We start from the raw sequence: 21,940 nt of genomic DNA, 5'->3' as shown, positions 1-21,940 counted from the left end.
TGAAAATAATGATTGAAGCACCAGATAATGCAAATATGACCAAAGTCTTACACGTGGTTACTGATTTTATAAACAGACCCTGCTGGGAGCAAAACGCTTTTTATTACGTACAACTTCCCGAAGACGGAATGACAATTAAACTCAAAATGACAAGTGCGGGAAACATTATCGCTCGTGTACGCTAAGGGGGATAGTATGAAACCATTCACCCCCCACTCCTACCAAAACCTTATCATTAATCATCAACTAGATATCTCCCGCTGCAATGTGTGGGCCGGTATGGGGATGGGCAAAAGTGTAGCCACACTTACCGCAATTAATGATTTGTACATGGCCGGCAGCGAAACCCAACCGACATTAGTTTTAGCGCCGTTGCGTGTGGCGCGGTCTACATGGCCGGATGAAGCGGTTAAGTGGAACCATCTGCATAATATCGACGTTCAGCCCATTGTGGGCAGTGTCAAAGAGCGAATGGATGCGCTCAAAAATACCAATGCCAGTGTCTTTACCACCAATTACGACAACCTCGTCTGGCTGGTTGAAACGCTGGGCAATCAATGGCCGTTCGCCACCGTCATTGCCGATGAGAGCACACGGCTAAAATCCTTCCGGTTACGTAAAGGGGGCAAGCGCGCCGCGGCACTGGCAAAGGTAGCCCATAAGTATGCGCGCCGCTGGGTAAATCTGACAGGCACCCCCTCACCCAATGGACTCGTTGATTTATGGGGGCAAGCCTGGTTTGTCGATCAGGGTGAACGCCTTGGCCGCACCTACAACGCTTTTACTGCACGTTGGTTTAATCAAATCCGCTTTCCGGGGCAACAATGGGTAAAGCTGGAGCCGTGGCCGTTTGCCCAGGAGCAAATACAAACGGCCCTGAATGATGTGACCATCGCCCTCGATGCTGCCGATTGGTTCGATATCGACGAACCTGTCCATAACGTGATTCGCGTCGAGCTGCCCGCCAAAGTCCGGCAACAGTATCAGGCGATGGAAAAGGAAATGTTTCTTGAACTGGAGAGTGTTGGCGTGGAAGCCCTGAACGCCGCCGCCAAAACGGTTAAGTGTCTGCAAATCGCCAGCGGCGCATTGTATACCGACGAGAACGGCACTTGGCAGGAATTGCACGACGCCAAGTTACAGGCACTCGACAGTATCATCGCCGAATCTGGGGGAATGCCGGTACTCGTTGCCTACCACTGGAAGCACGATTTAGCGCGATTGTTAAAAGCTTTTCCCCGTGGCCGACACCTTGATGCTGATCCGCAAACATTACGCGACTGGAACGCTGGCAAGATCCCCGTGATGTTTGCCCACCCGGCCAGCGCAGGCCACGGCCTTAACCTACAGGACGGCGGAAATATCTTGGTGTTCTTCTCGCATTGGTGGGACTTGGAGCAGTACCAGCAAATCATTGAGCGTATCGGCCCGACCCGACAGGCACAAGCCGGTTATCGCCGTCCGGTCTTCATCCACCACATTATCGCGGCGCACACCATGGACGAGATGGTTATGGAGCGGCGCAATTCTAAGCGGGAAGTGCAGGACATTTTATTAGAGGCTATGAAGCAGAGGTAACAAACCCATCAAATTTTCTTTGGCGCCGTTTACACAGCGGTGATGTTCATTCCAACCTGTTAATCGATAATCGAGGTTAATATGGATGTAAAAACCGGCATCATCAGTGACACCGATATCGCCGAACTCACGGGCTATCAAATCCCGGCCAAGCAATGTGAAATACTTAAGGAAGCCGGTATATTTTTCATTATCCGGCGGGATGGAAGACCCCGAACCACATGGGATCATTTTAATAATCCCCTCTCACAGCGGATCAGAAACTATGCACCCGCCCCCCAAGAACCCAATTTCGGAGCCTTAGACTAATGGGTAGAAAACGCAAGAACCCCGCAGATAATTGGATGCCCCCACGCGTTCGGCGGGGGCGCTCTGCGTATGAGTTCCAAACTTATGACAGCCGGACAGTACGCTTATGTGATTTTTCCGCCACACAGGCGGAAGTTTGGTTGGCCTATGAAAAATTGCTCGCTGCCCAGAAAAACGATGAAACGCTAAATGGTTTGGTTAAGGCGTTCTTTTTATCGCCGGATTTTCTCGCGTTAGCAAGAGAAACTCAAAAAGATTATCAAAAATACGCCGGTAAGCTCCTGGCTGTTTTTGGCAATATGTTGCCGGACACTATCAAGCCAGAGCATATTCGCAAATACATGGATAAACGGGGATTACGATCTAAGACCCAAGCTAACCGGGAAAAGAATTTTTTATCTCGCGTATTCGGCTGGGGTTATGAACGCGGGATAGTAAAGGGAAACCCTTGCAAAGGTGTCCGGCAATTCAAAGAAATCCCACGGGGTCGGTACATTACCGACGCTGAATACAATGCGCTCTACTCTGTTGCCTCTCCAATGGTAAAAGTGGCAATGGAACTGGCTTATCTGTGCTGCGCCCGCCAAGCCGATATTCTGGAATTGACCTATGCACAGATAAAAGAAGACGGCATTTTCATCAAGCAAGGTAAAACAAATGTCGCTCAAATCAAAGCATGGACAAAACGGTTAGAAAATGTCATCGCCCTCAGTAGGACATTACCGCTTGATAACAGCGTCAGTAGTATTTATGTCCTCCACCAACGAGGCGGCTCCCGATATTCCCGTGACGGTTTTAACAGCCGCTGGAAAAAAGCCAAAGCAGAAGCAACCCGACAATTTCCAGAATTAGACTTTCATTTCACTTTCCATGATCTAAAAGCAAAAGGGGTTTCCGATCTCGAAGGGTCTCTCGCTGAAAAACAATTTATTACAGGACATAAAAATATTACCCAAACGGCGCGGTATGATCGAAAAGTGAAAATCGTTCCGGTTGTAGGCGGGCAAAAAAAGTAAACGAAAGGGTAAAAAATATAGTGAAAGGATATAGTGAACGAATAGTGAAACGTGATTTTCATCAAAGAAAAAAGCCACCTTGAAGGTGGCTCTTTCTAACCCTAACTCACTGTATTACCGCAAGTTTTTATATGGTGCCCAGGGCGGGACTTGAACCCGCACAGCCTAGAGGCCGAGGGATTTTAAATCCCTTGTGTCTACCGATTTCACCACCTGGGCTGAATTTGGAGGCGCGTCCCGGAGTCGAACCGAGGTTGACGGATTTGCAATCCGCTGCATGGCCACTCTGCCAACGCGCCTTTCTTTGGAGCGGGAAACGAGACTCGAACTCGCGACCCCAACCTTGGCAAGGTTGTGCTCTACCAACTGAGCTATTCCCGCTTTTCTTCGAACTTCTTGATTTGCTTAACTTGTTTTGCAAATCTCATGTGCCGTTCGATGCGTTGCATTCTACTTATTTCACGAAATGAGTCAACACAATTATTTATAAAACTCGTTCGTTCGCTGATTTTTGCGTCATTTCGATCAACCTTCACGCAAGTCAGCCCATGCAGCGCTCAAATATTGGAACATTGACCAGAACGTCAATACCGCAGCTGCATATAATAAGATGAATCCGATCAGTTCAACTTCATTATTAGGACGCCATAATAAAGCAACCAATGAGGCCATTTGGGCAGTGGTTTTTATTTTTCCCATCCAAGAAACAGCAACGCTGCTGCGTTTTCCTAACTCTGCCATCCATTCTCGCAAAGAGGATATAATGATTTCGCGGGCAATCATTGTCGCAATGGGCAGTGTAATCCACCATGTATGGTAACGCTCTGCGATGAGTACTAATGCGGTGGCAACCATCACTTTATCTGCTACCGGATCAAGAAATGCGCCAAAGCGTGTTGTCTGTTTCCACAAACGTGCAAGGAAACCATCAAACCAATCCGTTGCAGCAGCAATCACAAAGATAATGGCACACAGCATCGGTGCCCATTGAAATGGCAAGTAAAATGCCAAGACAAAAAACGGAATTAAGGCAATACGGAACAAAGTAAGCCATGTTGGAATATTTAATTGCATAATGCGTCGTAACTATCTGGCCATGTAAAGTTTATCAGTATGGTGCATCAATACTTTTAGTGTTTCAATGCATTATAGATTTTTTCCGCCAGTGCATAAGAAATAGAAGGTACTTTTGCGATCTCTTCTACACTTGCGTTGCGCAAAGGCTGTAATCCGCCCATGTATTTTAACAGCATTTGTCTACGTTTTGGCCCAATACCTGCTATCGACTCCAAGGTACTGGTCTTTTTCACTTTCTCTCTGCGCTGACGGTGACCTGTAATAGCATGATTGTGAGATTCATCACGAATATGCTGAATAACGTGTAATGCCGGTGAATCAGGAGAGAGTACAGTTCCTTCTCCTTCAGCAACAAAAAATAAGGTCTCCAATCCCGCTTTTCGATCACTCCCCTTTGCAATACCAATCAACTTAGGATGGCTTTTATTCCATTCAACATCCAAAGAATCGAAAACATCGATCGCCCGTGCAAGTTGCCCTTTCCCGCCATCAATAAAGATAATGTCAGGAATTTTAGTTTGATCAATAGCTTTACCATAACGACGATGCAAGACTTGATCCATCGCTGCATAATCATCTCCGGGAGTAATTCCTGTAATATTATAACGACGATACTCCGCACGAACCGGACCGTTCTCATCAAAAACGACACAGGATGCAACTGTCTGTTCTCCCATGGTATGGCTAATGTCGAAACATTCCATACGTCGGATTTTTGCAATACCTATAAAGGAAGCCAATGACTCTAATCGCTGGTGAATTGTTGATTGTTGGGAGAGTTTCGTTGTCAATGCTATTGCAGCATTAGTTCGGGCCAGTTTTAAGTAACGAGCCCTATCCCCTCTTGGACGCGCCTGAATGTGAACTTTTTTACCAGAGAGTTCAGAAAGTGATGATTCCAACAGTGCTTTTTCAGGTAATGCGAAATCCAATAGAATTTCTGTCGGCAATGTCCTGCTTTGGCTTCCCTGAAGATAAAACTGACCAAGGAAAGTTTGTACTACCTCGTCGAGTTTCGTATCAGCTGGAATTTTAGGGTAGTAACTCCGGCTACCCAATATTTTTCCCTGTCGGATAAACAAGACGTGGACACAAGCCATTCCCGCTTCAAAAGCGACGCTGATCACATCAAGATCATCGCCTTCCCCGGACACAAATTGTCGTTCAGTCACCTGACGTACGGCTTGAATCTGGTCACGATAACGCGCTGCATCTTCAAATTTTAGTTCCCGGCTTGCTTCTTCCATGTTACTAACCAGTTTAGTTAATACTTGCTGATCTTTTCCGGACAGAAATAAACGGACATATTCAACTTGCTGCTGGTATTCCTCATCCGTAACGAACCCCTTAACGCAAGGAGCAAGGCAACGGCCAATCTGATATTGAAGGCAAGGTCTGGAGCGGTTGCGGTACACACTGTCTTCGCACTGGCGGATAGGAAATAATTTTTGCAATAAAGCCAGACTATCACGCACTGCATGGGAATTGGGAAATGGGCCGAAATATTCACCTTTCGCGTGTTTAGCGCCACGGTATAGCGTTAAACGGGGATGGGTCTCACCACTCAAGAAAATGTAAGGATAAGATTTATCATCACGCAGCAATACATTGTAACGAGGCTGATAACGCTTGATGTAATTATGTTCGAGTAAGAGCGCTTCAGTCTCTGTATGGGTGACAGTAACATCGATTTGGGAGATATTTTTTACCAATGATTCCGTTTTACGGCTACCCACCAAGGCACGAAAATAGCTGGATAACCGCTTTTTCAGATCCTTGGCTTTACCAACATAGATGACTGTACCCGAGGCATCATACATGCGATAGACACCGGGCTGGCTAGTGACTGATTTTAAAAATGCTTTTGAATCAAATTGCTCTTCCACGATTTATCACCCAACATTTATCATCCACCGTGCTCTAACATATTTTGTGCATCAAGTAACCCACAGCGTATTGCGATATGTGTTAATTCTACATCGCCCTTGATATTTAGTTTACTAAACATTCTATAGCGATAGCTGTTCACCGTTTTGGGACTCAGATTAAGTTGCGTGGAGATCTCGTTGACTTTACGCCCCTGAGTTATCATTGTCATAATCTGCAATTCACGCTCTGAAAGCCCATCCAACGGATTTTCTTTTTGAGGCAATAGTTGATTAAGTGCCATTTTTTGGGCAATTTCCGGAGAAATATAACGTTGCCCTGCATAAACAACCCGAATCGCATTGATCATATCCTGAGGCGTTGCTGCCTTACTTAAATATCCTCTGATCCCTGCTTGCATCACCTTTGTCGTCAATGAGCTTTCTGTATAAATGGTTAACATAATCACTCGTATGTCAGGCGAATAACGGATGATTTTTTTGGCTGCCTCAAGTCCTCCCATCCCCGGCATATCCATATCCATAATCACAATATCCGTGCTGTTTGATTTGCACCATTTGACTGCACTTTCTCCATTACAGGCTTCTCCTACGACCTTAATCCCTTTCACATCATCAAGAATGCCTTTAACGCCAATGCGAACCAATTCATGGTCATCAACTAATAAAACATTAATCAAACAACATCTCCACTTACCATAATACCCACAGAAATAGTCAAATTAATAAGATCCAAAACCGAGTAGATAGGCTGATTTTATCTTTATGATTTTCATAAGATAATTTAATGAAGGCAACATCCCCTCTCGAGTGATATCAGAATCTTTTTAATAAGAGAGGGGATTATACTGATATTGGTACAAAACAGAAAGAAAATTGTTACAGATCAATAGAGTAAGAAATATTAACTATCTTTGTTGATTATAGGGTATATTAGCTAATTCATTCTATATGGTGTTAAAAAAAATATCAAAATGTTACCCATAACAAATTATTTTAACTAAAAAATATATTCTTTATATTTCAAAAATTATTTGAATAAATTAAGAATACCTTGTTTCGTCAGAATTTGCGCATTTTCTACAAAAAAATAATATCCTGGTTTGCCACCCACATAAATTTTCTGTGATAATTTTCTTGAATGATTATTTCAAGAAAAGCAATTAAAACATAATAAAAATTTGGTTAATGTAAATGATAAAAAAGGTGCGTACCCCATTTTCTATAAAAAACGCACTTCGCCCATTCTGATGATGCATATGTTGATATATTCTCAGGGCCTTCTATCTGTAATTCATCTTTACAATCTGTCGATAAAAATGGCCATCATTCCATTTTTGGCATGTAACACAATGGCATATGCTAATATCTTCGATATTTTTTGTTGTGACCACTCCCACTACTCTACATAACCAACGGCCTTACTTCATAATTATCCTCTATTTTAGATAATACTATTCTCATCATCTTTCAAGTTGCAGTGAGACTCACTTTTTTATGGTAAATTCGTTCCCTCGGCGTCACACTGCACCTTGAAAATTATTAGGCTGCAATATATAGAATACTCCATATGCAATTCAATAAAACTATAACTAATTTAACTAAAAAATACTAAATTACTACTGATATCGATAGATATGTCGTTTATTCACAAAATGTATAAAAACCCAAATTATTTATTCCTAATACTCTCATTCGATTCTTATTTTTTCTCTTTACCCTCCTCCGTCTCATCATCATCAATATGCCAGCTATGCAATATCCGATGGACAAATGGTGTCACAACCACCCCAATAGCAATAAAAAAAATAGCCTGAAGAAATAAACCATAAATAGCTGAAAAATATTTTCCCAATGTGCTAACAGGCTCAATATGCAAACTCTGAGTGCCTATCATTGAAACTGAATTTAGTATTGCATCGGGTATCGCATGGCTTTCAATCAAAAAAAACCCCAACACCCCAGGAATAATGCCAATGAGAAAAACAATCAACGCATGTAACAAGAAACGTAACAGGCGTAGAATAAATTTATCCAGGCTAATTAATTTATCAGTAAATTTTTCCATCACAATATCTCCACTAATAAATTAGTTATCATGATGATTGTATGTCAGTTTTTATTTTTATCAATAACTATTCTCTAAGCATCATCAAATCTATTTGATGATAAAAAGCTTACCTTACTGAAATCATGAAATTATTTCCATACAATGCATCATTCACAGCGAGCACAATTTAAATTGTTAACTTATTTTTTAGCGCAATTCCCCATTACTACGCTTTAATAGCAAATCAAATAATTTTTTAGGTTTAATAGCACTTTGTCCCAAAAATACCCCTGTTATGGTGATCAAGATACCAACCATTTGAGCCAAACCTGGCATATTTCCCATTGCTATTTGTATTATAAGTGCAAATATTGGTACGAAATTGAAAAATATTGCCGTTTTTCCTGCGCCTCGAATGGAAATTCCCATATTCCAAAAAAGATACGCAAAAGTGGAGCCACCAATCCCGATATAAATACAAGCTAAGTGACTTTCAAGTGTGCCCTTTGATAAATCAGCTATTGGTGATTCTATGAAAAATGCAATAAATGCTAAGATAATTGCACCAAAAAGCATCGTCCAACTTGTGGTTGCCAATGGTGTCGAATTGCTTACAAATTCTCTGATCCCTACAGAGTAAGCCGCCCAACCCAAGCTCCCTATAAAAATAATAAAGTCGCCCATTGTAACCTGAATCGCTCCATCGGAGATCAAACGACCATCAGTAATAACGATTGCCACTCCCAATAAGCTGATAACCATGCCCGTAACACGTATAAATTCAGGCAGACGACGATTGATTATCGCTTCCAATATATTTGTTGTAATCGGGGTTGTTGCTACAATCAATGCTGCTGTAATGGGACTTGAAGTCTGCAACCCAATAAAAAATGCACCATTGAATCCTGCTATACCAATAGCCCCCAACACAATGAATGCTTTCCAATTTTGCGTTAATACCCTTCCCCTCACCCCTTCTTTCCATGCAAAAAAAATGAAAATACAAATAACGGCAAAGAAAAAACGTTCAACTGAAGCTGTCCACGGGGGCAAACTTGCAAGTGCAAATTTCGTTACCTGAAAATTTGATCCCCAAAAAAATGTTGCAATTAATGTCACTACAACCGCGAACTGTGGAGTTCCTCTCATATTCATTACCCAATTTTGATTTAGTTAACACCGAATCTCGTCATTTCCAGCAAGATAATTGTGGCACTTTTCAAAATAAAAATATTTAGACAATATTGGCAATCAATTTTTCATAAATGGAAATTACATCGTGCAATCACTTATTTGGGATGACATTCGCATATTCTTGGCAGTCACACGAACAGGTACTATCAGTAAGGCCGCTGAACTTCTCGGTATCGGTGTCGCCACAGTCTCAAGAAAAATTGAACGACTGGAAGCCACGTTTGGAATGCCTCTATTCCTGCGTCATCAAGCAGGTTATAAATTAACGGAAGATGGTACAGCGTTACTGGAAAAAGCGAAGGCTATGGAAGCAACCGCGAATTCATTTTTATTTGGCGCTGATATCCGGGCAGATATTGTAGGCACAGTACGCCTTGCAACCCTCGAAGTATTATCTAACCATTTGATTATGCCAAATTTATCAGCTTTACAAAAAAATCATCCTAATCTTATGTTGGAAATTACAACGGATATTTACTCCGTTAATCTCCACCGTCGTGATGCTGACTTAGCACTTCGTATTGTCAGGCCAGACAAGGGGCATATTAACATCCGACAATTGGGAACATTAGGATTTGGCCTCTATGGAAGCAAAGAATATTTAGCAACTTGTTCCTCAAAAATATTTACAGGTCAATACGATAACGCTCATTTTATTGGCTGGACAAATGAGCATTCACAACTTCCTTCCATGAACTGGCTCAAAGAAAACCTTAGAGGGCGTTCACCTTCAATCGCAACAACATCAATTTCAGGCCAAATTGCTGCGGTAACGGCTGGATTAGGGTTAGCGGTACTACCCCATATTGCCGCTAACCATGCAGGGCTTGTCTGTATTTCCCGTGAGTTAGGCATAAATACACCTCTTTGGCTTGTGATCCAGTCAGATCTCGCCCATTCCCCCAGAGTACGGAAAGTGGCTGACTTCTTAGCTGATATCGTTTTTCAAAATCAAGATAAACTTTTAGGGTAAATCAGTATAAATTTTAAAATATTCATAGTTGTTACACTAAGTACAAGATCTACTGAAATACATACAGTGAGCTTGTACTTAATAATATTATGATATCATTCCATTAAATCGGCAATTAACCATCATTCAGCATTATAAAATCAAGCAGATTGAACTAATAAAAATATAAACAATGATATTCTGCATTTAAATTTATTTAAACAATTAATAATTCCGTCCGATAAACAAAAATAAAACCAGAATCACTCTTAAAAAAATAAAAATATATTTTTATCTTTTTTTGCTATATATATAGTTCCTAAAGTTCCTTCTATGTTAATTTTCATATGGTAGGATTTGCTGTCAAATTAATTGAGCAATAGAAAAGAGGTTCATATGGAAGACACTAATATCGAATTAAACCAGTGGTTTGAAGAAGAAACCTTTGAAGAAGCAGTTGAGATCATGCAAGAGAAAGCAGTTGTTCCGGTTGGAACAGCAATGTGGCCTCTCTAGATAACTACACCAAATTTAGGCAACTACACCCAAAAACGGGGTGAGTCCTTTCCCCGTTTTTGATTATGAGGTCGTTATGTTATTTATTGATAAAAAAAATAAAAGCATAGAAAACATGTTTTCTTGCCTCTTCCATCACCCCGCGGTTAAGGAAAAAAGAGAAAAAAGCAATTCTATCCGTTTATTAATTGGGTGGGATCTTCACCATGAAGATATCGTTGAGAATATCAAAAACTTTTCTGAGACATTACCTTTTATCGATATTTGCTTATTGCCTCTTGATACAACACCTTCACCTATTGTGATTGAAGAAATTGAGAAATGTGATGTATTCATATTTTTTTATCTTTCATCAACATTAAAACCATTTACGCCATCAGGCCCTCACTTTCTGTCACCAATCAGGCAAGTCATGAGAGAATATTGGCGAAAATCAATTCTCTTCAAAGATTATGGCTCTCATTTTTATGAAGCTTTTTCAGAAGAAATAGAAATCATTCGTGACAGGAATAATTCGCTTATAGATATTGCATTAAAAAGCAAGAAAATTACCTTTGAACAGCCTGATGATTATGGATTTACTGCAACGATTAATGAAGATCAATCATGGACGTCAATTGATGGTATTGGGAATTATGATTTAACTCCCGGTGAAATAGCAACAAAATTGCATGATCTGGAAGGAAGGATTATATTCAGCGGCGCATTCCTCAGTACTATCCCTTTTGCCATTAAGTATGGTGTGGTAAGGGATTTTTTCGAAATTGAAATAAAACACAGCCAAATCATCAATTTCATTTGTCAGAATACACATTTTTCTCAAGATTTTGACAAATATTTATCAGCTAATCCAAGTAACAGTGTCATTGAAGAATTCGGTATCGGTACAAATTGCGGCGTGAAAAAACTTTATGGTTTAAATGCGGGTTTTGAAGAGCGGCATCCGGGATTGCATCTTGGGCTAGGTGGCGGTGCAATGGGGAGTCACCATTTAGATCTCATCTTTCAAGGGGGAACATTATCTTTTGATAGTAATGAATTCATCCAAAATAATGCGTATAATATTTAAGCCCTTTAACCTCTAACTTAAAAATATATAAATGGAAGGTATTAACATAGCCCTTTTAAAGTAAAAAGGAAGCAGTTAAGATTAATGCTTCCAATAAACTGATTTATTAGCATAAGCTTTTAGAAATATTATATAAGACGATTATTAATTAATGCCATTCCGATAACATCACAATATTGACCATTTCTTAATGTTTGCATACGCCGGGTACCTTCCATTTCAAATCCAAATTTTTTATACAAATTTATTGCTTTTTCATTGTCAAAAAATACTTCCAGCTCAATTCTGATGCAACCTAACCAATTAAATGCGTAATCAATGACAAAGGCTAGCATTTTTGAACCTACTCCCTGACCAGAATAATCTACATCAACAGCAATGCCAAAACCTACTGTATGCTTGCGTCTTGGGTTAGCATAAGTGAATATACCGACAGTTCCGACTACTTTGCCGTTAACTTCAGCAACAAACTCAGGGTTTCCCTGTGCCTTAAATTGTTGTAAACGTTCCCGCCACATTTCACGTGAAGGGCATGGGCGTTGCAAAGTATTAGAATAAACTTCTGGATGACTATATATTCGTTGATAATGCTCAGCATCTTCAGGCTCAGTAGCCCTGATTATAATTTCCATTTGCACTCCTTTTTTGCTTGAATCATTTATAGCTGCCATTTATAAGCACTATTTATAACTACCTGATAAAAAAATAAATGTAAATAGAACGCCTATAAATTTATTAAAAATAGTAAGTGCCTGATTTTCACTATGACTTTACGCAACTTAATTTCCTTTGGAGCTTATATGATTCAAAAAAAACAACAACTTTAAAATTACTCAAAGCACTTGCAATCAGCCTTCACGTTGAAAAAAGAAATAATGCAGACTGGCTTCAAGCTGTATTACATGATAATTTTCTAGAAATCAGTAGATCAGGTTACATTTATACTAAAAAGATTGTATTAGATACCTTAACACTAGAAATAAAAACTACTTCCAATATTTTTGCAAAAAATTTTTCCATGAGTATTCTGAATACAAATACTGCTTTATTAACGTATCACTCTTATGAGATGGATAGAACCGATACGCCATTTAATCAAGCACTACGCTCATCAATTTGGCAATTATCTTCATGCGGAAAATGGCAGCTCAGATTTCATCAAGGTACACTTTTGATGGAATGAAAAAAGATTGGAAAGAAAAAAATGAAAAGAAAAATGGCCCAAATATTGGGCCATTGATAAGTCATAGGATTTTTTCTCAATCATTGAATAAAACGCATCTTACGCTTTTTCACAATCTGAAATCCAATCGCCAGAATAATGAACCAAGCTGGTGTAGCGATTAACGCCTGGCGAGTATCGGGTTGCAAAGAAAGCAATACCAATACAAACGCAAAGAAAGCTAAGCACACCCATGACATCACAATACCAAACGGCATTTTGTATACAGATGCCTGATGGAGAGCCGGGCGGTGTTTTCTATAAACCAGATAGGAACACAAAATCATGCTCCAAATAAACATGAACAAAATCGCAGAGACTGTCGTTACCAATGTAAAAACCCGCATAACATCAGGGATAAAATAAATCAAAATAACGCCAAAAGAGAGGCACAAACAAGTGAAAACCAATCCCGATGCAGGAACCGAACGGCGGGACAGACGACTGAACTGCTTTGGTGCATCGCCCTCTTTCGCCAAACCAAACAACATCCGGCTGGTAGAGAACACCCCACTATTTGCAGAAGATGCCGCAGAAGTCAGGACAACAAAATTGACCATGCTGGCTGCGGCAGGTAAGCCAATCAAAACAAACAATTCCACAAAAGGGCTTTTATCTGCAATGATAGCCCGCCAAGGTGTGACCGACATGATGACAATCAGGGCCAAAACATAAAACGTGATAATGCGGATTGGGATAGCATTAATCGCTTTTGGCAAAGATTTCATTGGATTTTTTGTTTCCGCTGCCGCCGTTCCCACCAGCTCAATGCCGACAAAAGCAAATATCGCTATCTGGAACCCGGCAAAGAAACCACTTAATCCCATGGGAAACATGCCACCATCATTCCAGATATTAGAAAGTACAGCAACATGCCCCGCAGGGGATTGGAAATGAATGCCAATCAGGATGCCTCCCGTGACAATCAAGGCAACAATGGCAATGATTTTAATCATGGCAAACCAGAACTCTAATTCACCGAACAGTTTTACTGTCGCAAGATTCAGAGTCAGCAATACCAATACGCACAGGAGCGAAGTCGCCCATTCTGGAAAATCCGGAACCCAATATCCAACATACGCAGTAATAGCAACAATATCAGCAATACCAGTAATGACCCAGCAAAACCAGTAAGTCCAGCCCACAAAAAAACCGGCCCACGGCCCCAGTAAATCCGCTGCAAAATCACTGAATGACTTATAGTGCAAATTGGAAAGTAATAACTCTCCCATTGCACGCATAACAAAAAACAGCATAAATCCGATGATCATATAAACAAAAATGATCGACGGTCCCGCAAGGGAAATCGTTTTTCCTGATCCCATGAACAAGCCAGTACCAATGGCACCACCAATTGCGATGAGCTGTATATGCCGGTTGGTAAGACTTCGCTGCAAATGCGAATCTTCAGTTTCAGGAGTGTGAGTGGGTTGTATTTTTTCTTCCATAGTTGTATCCAATTTATTCTCACAGCATGGCCTTAATACCCTCAAGCTGTGTTTAAGGGAATATTGTGACATAGACAACTGCGGTATTAACAGAAGGATTTCACATGAAAAACAAGAAGGTTGCAATTTAACCAATGGAAAATCAGGCAATTGTTTATGTTTCACCCAATCAATAAAAAGATGAGTATCGTCTATTGACGTCTTATGATTGCAGTAGAATAATTAATCGTATTTGGGTCGTTAGCTCAGTTGGCAGAGCCGCTGACTCTTAATCAGTTGGTCGGGAGTTCGAGCCTCCCACGACCCACCAGATTTTATAAGTTAAATCAGACAGTTAAACTACCATAGATCAATGACTTTTTGATAACCCATTGCGGCAACATGGCAACAGGGGTTTTCGAATATTATCTATCTCATTTTTCCACTGCTACGGATGTATTAAATCTCAAATGGGGACTGATTAAAATTATCAGGTATCGTGGCAATAACATTGCGATAATCAAAATTATATCCCTTAAATCATAACATTAATGACAATTGTCTAAATCTTCATATTTTTCTATAAATAAATCTTGTAGATTTCCTTGTATTTCTTCATCTTCATACAATAATGTAAAATCACCATTGATATTTGGAGGGAAATGAGAACCATCAATAGTTCCAAAGATAGTTGATGCAGTATCAGCCATTATTATCCTAAAAAAATTCAGGATAGCTGACTGATCTTCATTATCTAATTTTGACAAAGCTATTTTGGCTCTTGAATATATACCATCTTGATTATTATCTGATGGGGTTGTTAAAATATCTTTATAACTTAAAAAGTCATCATGAAATAACTCATTAAAAATCGATTCTATTACTTTTTCATCATTTTTCATCATGTTAATTTGTTAAGATAATTGGAGTAATCTTGGATAGTAATTTAATACACCAGATGGCTATTTTTCATAATAACCATTCCTTCATTATTATTAAAATCCAGTGCTTGAATTAATAAATCCAGAACTTGGTGGTTATCACCAAAGATACTATATTTGTACCTCTTATCTGATTCATGGTGCATGACAAAATACCACTCATTCACTGTCGGCAGAAATTCATTAATAAACTGTATTATAGGCTCATCATGGATATCCATTTTTTGATATATTTTCATCAAGCAAGTTTTTTATAGATATTTCGTTACATTCATGTTGTATCAGGAAAAGAGCGTTTTCCCATATGAATTTTTTAGGCTCTTGAGAAAAAAATTCCCCTCCCCATTCGACCAAACTTTCTTGTATGCCAATGGATCTCAAATCCATTTTCTTAGGAAGTAATACATCAAAAAATGTACACAATGTACACATAGAAAATCTCTATATCATTAACATAAGTATTTTATGATGAGGTAAAGGAATATCTTACCCTTTATCCGATAGTGATCTCATAGACTGGATGTTAAGAATGGATAACAAGCCCCTGTATCGTCAGGGGCTTATTATTGATTTACTTATTTAGTTTTATAATGTGCTTCTGCTTCAGCAAAACGCTGTTGTATTGTCTGGCTCGGTGATTTCCCTAACAAACTCACGACAACAATTGCGATAGTGGCAAAAATAAATCCGGGGATGATTTCGTACAAACCAAACCAGCTGAATTTAATCCAAACCAATACAGTAACAGCCCCAGCCAGCATACCGGCTAGTGCGCCGTTACGGGTCATACGCTTCCAAAGAACGGACATTAAAACAACAGGGCCAAAAGCAGAGCCAAAACCTGCCCAGGCATTGCTGACCAGCCCCAATACTTTGTTATTTGGATCGGTTGCTATCACAATAGCAATGATTGCCACCAGCAAAACCATCATACGACCAACCCATACCAACTCTTTTTGGCTGGCTTTGGTACGTATAAATGCCTTATAAAAATCTTCGGTCAAGGCACTGGAACAAACTAACAATTGACAACTTAATGTGCTCATAACCGCAGCCAGTACCGCAGATAACAAGATCCCCGTGATCCATGGATTGAACAAAAGTATTCCTAACTCCATGAAAATACGTTCACGATTTTCCATGACAGGCCCAGCCTGCTCCGGGAACATATCAAAATAGGCAATACCAAAGAAGCCAACAGCAACGGTGCCGATAAGGCATAAAGACATCCACGTCATGCTGATACGACGGGCTTTATGAATCGTTTGATGCGAATCTGCGGCCATAAAACGGGCCAGAATATGCGGCTGGCCGAAATAGCCCAATCCCCAGCCCAACAAAGAAATAATGGCAATGATGTTCAGATTTTTAAACATATCCATATAGGCATAATTTTTTCCCTCAATGATATTGATGGCCTGATCGATCCCGCCGACTTTGAACAAGATCAGTACAGGTACCAGAATCAAAGCAAAAATCATCAATGTTGCCTGAACAGTATCCGTCCAGCTTACAGCGAGGAAACCGCCGAGGAAGGTATAGGCAATCGTTGCCAATGCCCCTAACCAAATTGCTTTTTCATAACTGATCCCAAACGTATTTTCAAATAGCAGGCCACCTGCCACCACACCTGATGCGCAGTAAATCGTAAAGAAAATCAGGATAACCAATGCAGAAATGATGCGCAGGATTTTATTTTTGTCTTCAAAGCGATTTGTAAAATAATCCGGCAATGTCAGTGCGTTATTGCTGACTTCAGTATGAACGCGCAATCTACCGGCAACCCATCGCCAATTCAGGTATGCCCCCAACAACAGGCCAAGGGCAATCCAACTTTCTGAAATACCAGAGAAAAAAATAGCCCCCGGTAATCCCATTAATAACCAGCCACTCATATCAGAAGCGCCAGCAGATAATGCTGTTACCACACTGCCCAATCGTCGGCCACCCAGAATATAGTCATCAAAATTTTTGGTGGAACGATAAGCCATAAAGCCTATTAATAGCATGCCGGCAATATAGACAATGAAGGTAATAAGCATTGGTGAATTTACTGTCATGCAGGTTCTTCTCCATAGTGTTTTTGTAAATCAGTGTTTTTATAAATCGTGTATCTGCAAATGAGCCATTTGCCTAAACAATATTATCCGTACTTAAAATCAGCCTTTTTCATATCAGGTCAGTTCAGGTCAGTCTCATCAAACACCGTGAGAAATAGTACCTAAAGATGACATTAATTTTACGCACGTATTATTTATATTTGTAATTATTTTAAAATTACATTCCATCCTAATTTAGTTAAAACATTTTTAACAACTACTTAACGCGTGTTTTTATGAAAAACGCTTGCTCAATCACATTTCTTTCTCTAAAAGTTGCACCTCTAATTCACTGACTGGTTACACCTAAAATTTATGATTATTTAAAAAAACACATTATATCAATAGGATAAAAAAATATCCTTCCATGTGATTCACCAAATAAATAATAAAAGTAAGATTGATTTCACAAATTCAGAACAACCGCTTTTAACAAAGTTGCACAAAGTTGCAACATGACAGATATTGTTATGTAACTTGGTTAAGTCTTACCTATTAAGTTAAGGAGTAAGAATGGGTAGTACCACTATGGGCGTGAAGCTCGATGAAGCCACACGTAATCGTATCAAATCTGCTGCACAACAAATTGAACGCACACCACATTGGCTGATTAAGCAAGCCATCTTTAACTATCTTGACCGTCTGGAAAATGAGGAAAAGATCCCAGAAATATCAGCGGGTCAGGATAGCAAAGAAGAGAAGATTTCCGAAGAAGAATCACCTGTTGAGGCGTCTTACCAACCATTTTTGGATTTTGCCGAGCATATTTTACCCCAATCGGTGAAACGTTCTGCAATTACCTCAGCTTATCGCCTGCCTGAAACACAAGCCGTACCAATGTTACTGCAACGCGCTCAGCTATCAGAAGAACAAACCAAGGCGACCCATAAACTCGCTTACTCCATCGCTGAGAAATTACGTCAGCAAAAGCACGGCATTGGACGCTCCGGATTGGTGCAGGGCTTACTACAGGAATTTTCTCTTTCTTCACAGGAAGGGGTGGCTTTGATGTGTCTTGCCGAAGCCTTGCTGCGCATTCCCGATAAAGCCACCCGTGATGCATTGATCCGCGATAAAATCAGTAACGGCAATTGGCACTCCCATGTGGGGCAAAGCCCATCCATGTTTGTCAACGCCGCGACTTGGGGGTTATTGTTTACCGGCAAACTGGTTTCTACTCATAATGAAGCCAAATTATCCGGCTCACTGAACCGCATTATCAGCAAGAGTGGCGAGCCATTAGTGCGCAAAGGCGTTGATATGGCTATGCGCCTGATGGGTGAACAATTTGTCACCGGAGAAACCATCGCCCAAGCCCTTGCCAATGCCCGTAAATTAGAAGAGAAAGGCTTCCGCTATTCCTATGATATGCTGGGTGAAGCGGCGCTGACTGAAGCCGATGCCCAAGCCTACATGGTTTCCTATCAACAGGCGATCCACGCCATCGGTAAGGCGTCAAATGGGCGGGGAATTTATGAGGGGCCGGGCATTTCCATCAAACTTTCAGCCCTGCATCCGCGTTATAGCCGGGCGCAATATGAACGGGTCATGGATGAGCTATACCCTCGCCTGCTTTCCCTGACCTTACAGGCACGCCAATATGATATTGGTATCAATATTGATGCAGAAGAAGCGGATCGTCTGGAAATCTCCCTTGATTTACTGGAAAAACTCTGTTTTGAGCCACAACTGGAAGGCTGGAACGGGATTGGTTTTGTGATTCAGGCTTACCAGAAACGTTGTCCTTTCGTCATCGACAGCATTATTGATTTGGCACAGCGCAGCCGTCATCGCTTGATGATCCGTCTGGTAAAAGGTGCTTACTGGGACAGCGAAATAAAACGTGCTCAAATCGATGGCCTTGAAGGTTATCCGGTCTATACCCGCAAGGTTTATACCGATGTGTCTTATCTTGCGTGTGCCCGCAAGCTGCTTTCCGTTCCTAATTTAATCTACCCGCAATTTGCGACCCACAATGCGCATACCCTGTCTGCCATTTACCATCTGGCGGGACAAAATTATTATCCGGGACAATATGAGTTCCAATGCCTGCATGGCATGGGCGAACCGCTTTACGAACAAGTCGTCGGCAAGGTTGCCGAAGGTAAACTCAACCGCCCATGCCGCATTTATGCGCCCGTAGGAACACATGAAACATTATTGGCCTATCTGGTACGCCGTTTGCTGGAAAATGGCGCCAATACCTCATTTGTCAATCGCATAGCTGATACAACTTTACCGATTGATGAACTCATCGCAGATCCGGTGACGGTGGTTCAGGAACTGGCGCAAACTGAAGGACAAATCGGCCTGCCACATCCGAAGATCCCTCTTCCCCACGATTTATACGGCAAAAACCGCGTCAACTCTTTGGGTTTGGATCTCTCCAGTGAACACCGTTTGGCATCCCTTTCCAGCGCCCTGCTCAGTTCATCAATGGAAATGTGGAACAGTGAACCGTTATTAGGGGGTGAATACTCACATTCAGGGGAATTGCCTGTTGCCAAGCCTGTCAATAACCCTGCCAAACCTTCAGACATCGTGGGCTATGTGCGTGAAACCACGGAAGAAGAAGTCAGCCATGCCCTGAATATCGCCACTGATGCAGGTGCTATCTGGTTTGCGACACCGCCTTCAGAGCGTGCGGCCATTTTGGTGCGTGCTGCTGAATTGATGGAAAATAATCTGCAATCCTTGCTGGGGATCTTGGTTCGTGAAGCGGGTAAAACATTCAACAATGCCATTGCCGAAGTCCGTGAAGCAGTAGATTTTCTCTATTATTACGCCGATCAGGTGCAGCAGGATTTCGCTAACGATACCCATCGCCCGCTGGGGCCTGTGGTTTGCATTAGCCCATGGAACTTCCCGATGGCCATTTTCACCGGGCAAATTGCCGCCGCTTTAGCAGCCGGTAATAGTGTTCTGGCAAAACCGGCGGAACAAACGCCATTAATCGCAGCCGTTGCGGTAAAAATGCTGCATCAGGCGGGTATTCCCCGTGATGTGCTGCAATTATTGCCCGGACAAGGGGAAACGGTGGGTGCTTCGCTGGTTGGGGATGAACGTGTACGTGGTGTCATGTTTACCGGCTCTACCGACGTCGCCAACTTATTGCAACGCAATATTGCCGGTCGTCTTGATGCACAAGGTCGCCCGACGCCGCTGATCGCAGAAACCGGTGGCCTGAATGCCATGATTGTTGATTCTTCTGCGCTGACTGAACAAGTTGTCACGGATGTGATTGCTTCTGCCTTTGACAGTGCGGGCCAGCGCTGCTCTGCCCTGAGTATTCTGTGTGTGCAGGAAGATGTGGCGGAAAGAACCATCACCATGCTGAAAGGCGCAATGGCCGAATGCCGGATGGGTAATCCGGAGCGTCTGTCGACAGATATCGGCCCGGTTATTGATGCCGAAGCAAAAGCAGGCATTGATCGCCATATCCAGACGATGCGCAGCAAAGGCCGGACGATTTATCAGGCAGTACATGACAATGCGACGGACAGCCAAGAGTGGTCTGAAGGAACGTTCGTCAAACCGACGCTGATTGAATTGGACAGTTTCACTGAACTGAAAAAAGAAATTTTTGGCCCTGTCCTGCACGTTGTCCGTTTCAAGCGCAATGAGCTGGATAAGTTATTGGAGCAAATTAACGCATCAGGTTATGGTCTGACTTTAGGCATTCATACGCGCATTGATGAAACTATCGCGCAAGTCACCAGCAAAGCCAAAGTCGGCAACTTATATGTCAACCGCAATATGGTTGGCGCAGTGGTTGGGGTTCAGCCATTTGGCGGCGAAGGGCTTTCCGGTACAGGGCCAAAAGCCGGTGGGCCACTGTATTTGTATCGCTTGCTGGCACAACGCCCTGTTAATGCGGCCAGCCAAACGCTGGAACGGCAGGATATTGCCTACGAGCTTGATGCCAAAACCCGTACAATGATGCTTGTTCCTCTCAATAAACTGGCTGATTGGTCAACGGCTCAAAATAATGATTCATTGAATCAAGTCATTCAGGAATACAGCTTGCTGGCACAAAGCGGAACAATACGCTTGCTGCCCGGGCCAACCGGCGAACGCAATACTTATATTCTCCAGCCACGCGGCCATGTTTTATGCCTTGCGGATAACGAACAGGATGCGCTGGTACAATTAGCGGCTGTTCTCTCTGTCGGTTGTCAGGCCATCTGGGAGCAAGATGAATTGCATCAGGGGTTGCAGCGTCAGTTACCGGAAGAAGTTCGCCGGCATATTCATTGGGTCAAGGATTGGCAAAATGAAGAGGCTGCGATTGAGGCAGTTATTTATCACGGTGATTGTGATCAATTACGCTATGTTTGCAGTACCATCGCACAACGTAAAGGCCCAATCATTTCTGTACAGGGTTTTGCACGTGGTGAAACCAATCTTCTGTTGGAACGTTTGCTCCACGAACGTTCACTCAGCGTGAATACGGCAGCCGCAGGGGGAAATGCCAATTTAATGACAATTGGTTAATTAATCGCTTAATTAATGATGTTTGAAATGTTGTAAAGAGAAATAGGTTAATTAAAATGAATTAGTCAAAAAGAGTTAATAAAGATTAATTTATTATAAATATATAACCA

The 21,940-nt window shown here is 41.6% G+C and carries 18 protein-coding genes and 4 tRNA genes; 9 read left to right on the top strand and 13 right to left on the bottom strand.

Features of this window, described 5'->3' with window-relative positions; translation table 11 throughout:
- The first annotated feature begins 8 nt into the window (after positions 1-8).
- The 4 genes from Xsze_RS22195 (at position 9) to Xsze_RS13230 (ending at position 2,903) form a co-directional block, all read left to right on the top strand.
- The gene (locus Xsze_RS22195) at positions 9-185 is read left to right on the top strand and encodes a hypothetical protein (RefSeq protein WP_156935913.1); all 177 of its coding nucleotides are present in this window, start codon (positions 9-11) and stop codon (positions 183-185) included.
- 10 nt (positions 186-195) lie between these two features.
- The gene (locus Xsze_RS13240; protein WP_038241545.1) at positions 196-1,578 is read left to right on the top strand and encodes a DEAD/DEAH box helicase; all 1,383 of its coding nucleotides are present in this window, start codon (positions 196-198) and stop codon (positions 1,576-1,578) included.
- 81 nt (positions 1,579-1,659) lie between these two features.
- A complete protein-coding gene (locus Xsze_RS23490) occupies positions 1,660-1,887 on the top strand; it encodes a DUF4224 domain-containing protein (protein ID WP_071991844.1) in 228 nt (75 codons plus the stop codon).
- Positions 1,887-2,903 carry a tyrosine-type recombinase/integrase gene (locus Xsze_RS13230; RefSeq protein ID WP_038241541.1) on the top strand — a complete coding sequence of 339 codons (1,017 nt, stop codon included), beginning with the start codon at positions 1,887-1,889 and terminating at the stop codon, positions 2,901-2,903. The genes Xsze_RS23490 and Xsze_RS13230 overlap by 1 nt, the downstream gene beginning before the upstream one ends.
- Before the next feature lie 132 nt (positions 2,904-3,035).
- Here Xsze_RS13230 and Xsze_RS13225 read toward each other — a convergent pair.
- The 8 genes from Xsze_RS13225 to Xsze_RS13185 form a co-directional block, all read right to left on the bottom strand.
- Positions 3,036-3,122: transfer RNA gene (locus tag Xsze_RS13225), tRNA-Leu, on the bottom strand.
- Between the two features lie 6 nt (positions 3,123-3,128).
- Positions 3,129-3,202 (bottom strand) — tRNA-Cys (locus Xsze_RS13220).
- Between the two features lie 6 nt (positions 3,203-3,208).
- Positions 3,209-3,284, bottom strand: a tRNA-Gly gene (locus Xsze_RS13215).
- A gap of 144 nt (positions 3,285-3,428) precedes the next feature.
- The gene (gene pgsA, locus Xsze_RS13210) at positions 3,429-3,977 is read right to left on the bottom strand and encodes a CDP-diacylglycerol--glycerol-3-phosphate 3-phosphatidyltransferase (RefSeq protein ID WP_038241539.1); all 549 of its coding nucleotides are present in this window, start codon (positions 3,975-3,977) and stop codon (positions 3,429-3,431) included.
- A 56-nt stretch (positions 3,978-4,033) separates the two neighbouring features.
- The gene (gene uvrC, locus Xsze_RS13205) at positions 4,034-5,866 is read right to left on the bottom strand and encodes an excinuclease ABC subunit UvrC (protein ID WP_038241538.1); all 1,833 of its coding nucleotides are present in this window, start codon (positions 5,864-5,866) and stop codon (positions 4,034-4,036) included.
- 20 nt (positions 5,867-5,886) lie between these two features.
- Complete coding sequence (gene uvrY, locus Xsze_RS13200) at positions 5,887-6,546, bottom strand: UvrY/SirA/GacA family response regulator transcription factor (RefSeq protein WP_038241536.1); 660 nt, start codon at positions 6,544-6,546, stop codon at positions 5,887-5,889.
- A gap of 1,022 nt (positions 6,547-7,568) precedes the next feature.
- Positions 7,569-7,934 carry a hypothetical protein gene (locus Xsze_RS13190; protein WP_038241533.1) on the bottom strand — a complete coding sequence of 122 codons (366 nt, stop codon included), beginning with the start codon at positions 7,932-7,934 and terminating at the stop codon, positions 7,569-7,571.
- A 189-nt stretch (positions 7,935-8,123) separates the two neighbouring features.
- Positions 8,124-9,065, bottom strand: a complete 942-nt coding sequence (locus Xsze_RS13185) for a DMT family transporter (protein WP_071991843.1) — start codon at positions 9,063-9,065, stop codon at positions 8,124-8,126.
- A 130-nt stretch (positions 9,066-9,195) separates the two neighbouring features.
- Between Xsze_RS13185 and Xsze_RS13180 the strand changes: the two genes are divergently transcribed.
- Together Xsze_RS13180 and Xsze_RS13175 are read left to right on the top strand one after the other, a co-directional pair.
- Positions 9,196-10,083 carry a LysR family transcriptional regulator gene (locus Xsze_RS13180; protein WP_244431872.1) on the top strand — a complete coding sequence of 296 codons (888 nt, stop codon included), beginning with the start codon at positions 9,196-9,198 and terminating at the stop codon, positions 10,081-10,083.
- Between the two features lie 571 nt (positions 10,084-10,654).
- The gene (locus Xsze_RS13175; RefSeq protein ID WP_051462577.1) at positions 10,655-11,647 is read left to right on the top strand and encodes a CgnE/CgnB domain-containing protein; all 993 of its coding nucleotides are present in this window, start codon (positions 10,655-10,657) and stop codon (positions 11,645-11,647) included.
- A 128-nt stretch (positions 11,648-11,775) separates the two neighbouring features.
- Here the strand turns inward: Xsze_RS13175 and Xsze_RS13170 are convergent, their stop codons facing one another.
- Entirely contained in the window at positions 11,776-12,279 is a 504-nt protein-coding gene (locus Xsze_RS13170) for a GNAT family N-acetyltransferase (protein WP_038241525.1), read from the bottom strand.
- 116 nt (positions 12,280-12,395) lie between these two features.
- Between Xsze_RS13170 and Xsze_RS13165 the strand changes: the two genes are divergently transcribed.
- Positions 12,396-12,830: a nuclear transport factor 2 family protein gene (locus Xsze_RS13165; RefSeq protein ID WP_084616380.1), complete on the top strand. Its 435-nt coding sequence runs from the start codon at positions 12,396-12,398 to the stop codon at positions 12,828-12,830.
- 80 nt (positions 12,831-12,910) lie between these two features.
- On the opposite strand, the gene cycA is transcribed toward Xsze_RS13165, so the two are convergent.
- Complete coding sequence (cycA, locus tag Xsze_RS13160) at positions 12,911-14,317, bottom strand: D-serine/D-alanine/glycine transporter (protein WP_038241523.1); 1,407 nt, start codon at positions 14,315-14,317, stop codon at positions 12,911-12,913.
- A 234-nt stretch (positions 14,318-14,551) separates the two neighbouring features.
- Here cycA and Xsze_RS13155 point away from each other — a divergent pair.
- Positions 14,552-14,627 (top strand) — tRNA-Lys (locus tag Xsze_RS13155).
- Between the two features lie 217 nt (positions 14,628-14,844).
- Here the strand turns inward: Xsze_RS13155 and Xsze_RS13150 are convergent.
- The 3 genes from Xsze_RS13150 to putP all read right to left on the bottom strand — a co-directional run bounded on the left by Xsze_RS13150 (position 14,845) and on the right by putP (position 17,297).
- Positions 14,845-15,201: a hypothetical protein gene (locus Xsze_RS13150; protein WP_244431871.1), complete on the bottom strand. Its 357-nt coding sequence runs from the start codon at positions 15,199-15,201 to the stop codon at positions 14,845-14,847.
- 41 nt (positions 15,202-15,242) lie between these two features.
- Positions 15,243-15,458: a hypothetical protein gene (locus Xsze_RS13145; protein ID WP_038241520.1), complete on the bottom strand. Its 216-nt coding sequence runs from the start codon at positions 15,456-15,458 to the stop codon at positions 15,243-15,245.
- 354 nt (positions 15,459-15,812) lie between these two features.
- Positions 15,813-17,297 carry a sodium/proline symporter PutP gene (putP, locus tag Xsze_RS13135; RefSeq protein ID WP_038241516.1) on the bottom strand — a complete coding sequence of 495 codons (1,485 nt, stop codon included), beginning with the start codon at positions 17,295-17,297 and terminating at the stop codon, positions 15,813-15,815.
- A gap of 552 nt (positions 17,298-17,849) precedes the next feature.
- Between putP and putA the strand changes: the two genes are divergently transcribed.
- Positions 17,850-21,830 (top strand): trifunctional transcriptional regulator/proline dehydrogenase/L-glutamate gamma-semialdehyde dehydrogenase, encoded by a 3,981-nt coding sequence (putA, locus tag Xsze_RS13130; RefSeq protein ID WP_038241515.1) that lies wholly within the window; start codon positions 17,850-17,852, stop codon positions 21,828-21,830.
- Positions 21,831-21,940: the final 110 nt, after the last annotated feature.

This window comes from Xenorhabdus szentirmaii DSM 16338, assembly GCF_002632585.1.
Taxonomy (GTDB): domain Bacteria; phylum Pseudomonadota; class Gammaproteobacteria; order Enterobacterales; family Enterobacteriaceae; genus Xenorhabdus; species Xenorhabdus szentirmaii.
This window is presented reverse-complemented; position numbering and strand designations above follow the sequence as displayed.